Here is a 3,488-nt window from a genome sequence, read left to right as displayed (position 1 = left end):
GTATAGAAGTGATAATTAAACCTGTCATTTTACCAAATCTCTCTTGTTGCGCCCATAATTTATGAATACAAATTAATAGCGATAAACCGACTAAGGCAGTACTGTCTTCGAAAGCCTTTACATCGGTAACATCAGTTTTTTCAAAATACTATTCTAGTGCCCATCCATAAATGGTTATTTTGCCCGACCTCTGCGTTGCGCGAAAAATTTTATCCTCGGAATATCAACTATATGCCTCCGGTAAAATTTTTCGCACGCCTTGATCTCGACCAAAATCCCTCATTTCTGGACGGACACTATTCTAACGCCTTGAACCGCGATAGCGAGCACATTCCCTGCGGCTTGCCGCGGGGGGGGCAATTCGAAAATATATTCCATTTTTTCAGGCCAGAGAACTGGTTTTTCAGTCCCCGATGGTCACAATACCCAGATACCCGTCCACGGTAAGACGGTCGCCGGTGTGGATCAGGGCGCTGGCGTCGGCTACGCCGGTGATGCAGGGCAAGCCGTATTCGCGGGCGACAATGGCGCCGTGAACCAGCATGCCGCCGCGCCGCTCCACGATGGCCGCAGCCAGGGGTACCACGAAGGTCATATTGGGATCGATGGAATCGCAGACGAGAATTTCACCGGATTTGAACTGAAAGAGGTCTTCGACCGCTGAAATCACCCGGGCCTTTCCCACGGCCAGACCCTGGCCGGCGGGCTGGCCGATGAGCTGGCGGGCCCGCATGATGAAATCACCGTCGGCGGTGTCTACGGTTGGCGGGACCAGACCCGGCCGGCCCTGATGCTGGACCGGTTCGTCGATGGTCGCCTGTTCCTTGACGATTTCGTGGATGGCGGCCGGATCCGACAGAATCTTGACTGTCTGTGCGGGTGTGAGGGCGTCTGCGTCCACCCGGTCGAGCTCGCCGATTCGCCGCTTGGCTTCGTCCACAACCTTGAGCAGCTGGGCCTCGATGCGGGCCAGGACGATATTGTCGTTGTCTCGCAGCCGGTAGCTGGATCGTCCAATTTCCAGGAGTTTGCGGGCAAATTCGCGTCGGTCTTCGGGAAAGCGGTCGGCAAAATCGTCGGCCAAGGAGGCGATGTCCGGCCGTCCGGCAGCGGCCTCGGGTTCAGCCTGTTCCGCCATTTCCAGCAGTAAGCCGATCAAGCCCTCGCGGTCTTTGAAAAAACGGACCGCTTTGAATGTGAGATCTTCGTAGCGTTCCAGAAAAGCGTTAAAATAAGTTGAAAATTCTGGGTTCACATCGTCCAGTTTCCTGGACGCTAATCGTTCACGCAGGCGATTGTCGGACTGGATCATGCGGGCCAGCCTGCGCAACTCCCGATTGCGTTCCATCCCGGTCATGCGGGTTTCGGCCAACAGAGCGGTGAACGCATAGGGGTCTTCGGGCTTGACCACGTCGTTATAGACCTGGCCGAAGAGGCGGGCACCATGGGCAAAGGGGATGAAGTCGCGCCAATAGACATCCACCCAGCGACGATGAATGCGCATGCGCGTCTGGATGGCTTCGATGAGTCGGGCGTCGGAGAGTCCTGCCGGGTCGGTTTTCGACAGCTCCCGGGCCTCGGCTGCCATCTGGGGCAGGAGTTCATCTTCGATGCGGCGGTGCAGGACCTTCAGATTGTCGAAGCTGCGCTTGAGGCTCAGATACCAGGGACGTTTGTCACCTTTAGACCAGGGAGTGCCATCCGATGCGCTGTCTCGGGTCGTGGTCACCGGCCGGCTTTGGAGTAGATAAAGGGACTCTCCCTGGACGGTCCATTCCACGTCCTGAGGCCGCTCGAAAGTTTTCTCCAGGGTCATGGCCATGCCAAACACCCGGTCCAGCGTTTCCTCATCCAGCGGGGGTGCATTTTGTTCAGCTTCTGCCAGCGGCATCAACGTGACGCCGCCGTCCACCGGCCGCATGGCCTGTTCCCGGGCGGCCGGTGTGTGGCTGATTAAATTGCCGGTGCGACGGTCCAGGGTCCAGCGGTCCGGAGTGATGGTGCCATCCACCAGTCCTTGATTGAGGCCGTAGACCGATTCCACCACCGCGTGGTCGGCGCCGTCGGGACTCCTGGAAAAGGCCACTCCGGAGCGCTCACCGGCCACCAGCTCCTGAACGATCACCGCCATGGCGCTTTTCTGCATATCCATGCCCAGCTCCTTGCGGTAGAGCAGGGCGCCGTCGGACCACAGGGATGCCCACACCAGGCGGATGTGCTCCAGGATAGCATCAAGGCCACGGATATTGACGTAAGATTCGTGCAAGCCGGCGAAAGAGCTGCCGGCCCGGTCTTCCTGGGGAGACGAGGAACGCACCACCATCGCACGGCCGGCAAATCGCGTCTCCAGTTCCGAAGCGAGCGTTTCTCTCAGATGGTCCGGGATGGCGGTGTTGAGAAAAAGGTTGCGGATGCGCAAGGCCATGTCCCAGATCTCTTCCCAGCGCATCTCAGCCAGGGGAAGCCGACCCATCTCCATCCCGATGCGTGTGCCCAGGCCGGTTGTGCGGATAAAGTCTTCGTATACGGTGGTGGTGACGCACAGGCCGTCGGGTACCGTGATCCCTCCGCGCATCAGCGTGGCCAGGGTCATGGCCTTGCCGCCCACCAGGTGACGGTGACGGCGTTGGATGCGGGCAAATGAAAGGAGGCCGTTCATGGCTGCACGATCCGATCCTTCTGGATTTCCAAGATGGTAACGTCCTGGAAATGAGCCACCACATCGTAGCGGCCCACGGTTACCTCTATGATGGCCGTGTTGGGGGAGGTGACAAAGCCGGACATGTGGGGCTGTTTGGCCAGGTACACCGCACGGGCGGTTTCCAGGCGGTCCACGGGTACTTCCTCGGCGGTGCCGGATACCGTCACGGCGATGGACTGGCGGATGTCCGTGGCCATGTTCGAGCTGTTGTGCACCAGCAGAGAAACCGACGGGTTCTGCTTGAGGTTGGAAAATTTACGCGTGGCCCGGGGGGTGCACACGAAGAGGGTTTTCAGGTCGTCGCTGGCGGCAAAGGCAACCAGGGTAGTGTGGATACTGTCGTCTGAGCGGGTCGCCAGGACGGCAAAGTACTGCTCGGCGAAGAGGGTTGAGAGTTTTGACTTGAGCTGGCCGATGTCTTTCACGCGTGATACCTCCGAGGAATGTCTTGCTGTTAAATTTCCAGGGCGATGAGGTCTGCATAGGTCTCCCGCCGGCGGGCCAGCGTGGCCTGATCGCCATCGACGATTACCTCGGCGGCCCGGGGCCGGGAATTGTATTGGGAAGACATGGTGAAGCCGTAGGCGCCGGCGGAGAAGACGGCCAGGTATTCACCAGGTTCCATCGTGGGAAGCCGGCGATCCTGGGCCAAAAAATCGGAACTTTCGCAGATGGGACCCACCACGTCCACGACAATCTTCTCACGGTCTTTGGGGGTTACCTCCCCGATGCGATGGTAGGCGCCGTAAAGAGAGGGACGCACCAGGTCGTTCATGGCGGCATCCAC

Annotated in this window: 2 protein-coding genes and 1 pseudogene; all 3 read right to left on the bottom strand. The window is 58.9% G+C overall.

The features are described 5' to 3' along the window. Window positions 1-403: 403 nt before the first annotated feature. The gene (locus QNK41_RS22340) at window positions 404-2,659 is read right to left on the bottom strand and encodes a PEP/pyruvate-binding domain-containing protein (protein ID WP_319261896.1); all 2,256 of its coding nucleotides are present in this window, start codon (window positions 2,657-2,659) and stop codon (window positions 404-406) included. Continuing rightward, window positions 2,656-3,126, bottom strand: coding sequence for a pyridoxamine 5'-phosphate oxidase family protein (locus tag QNK41_RS22335; RefSeq protein WP_319261893.1), 471 nt, complete (start codon window positions 3,124-3,126; stop codon window positions 2,656-2,658). The genes QNK41_RS22340 and QNK41_RS22335 overlap by 4 nt, the downstream gene beginning before the upstream one ends. 29 nt (window positions 3,127-3,155) lie before the next feature. Beyond that, window positions 3,156-3,488, bottom strand: a pseudogene (locus tag QNK41_RS22330) (diaminopimelate decarboxylase); the annotation flags it as partial.

The organism is Desulfosarcina sp. (genome assembly GCF_033791525.1).
Classification (GTDB): Bacteria; Desulfobacterota; Desulfobacteria; order Desulfobacterales; family Desulfosarcinaceae; genus Desulfosarcina.
Note: the sequence above shows the minus strand (reverse complement) of the source record. Positions and strands in the feature narration are given on the sequence as shown.

Bases quoted from the DNA above. Each gene is read 5' to 3' on its own strand.
- QNK41_RS22340 (WP_319261896.1), bottom strand. From the start codon at position 2,659: ATGAACGGCCTCCTTTCATTTGCCCGCATCCAACGCCGTCACCGTCAC.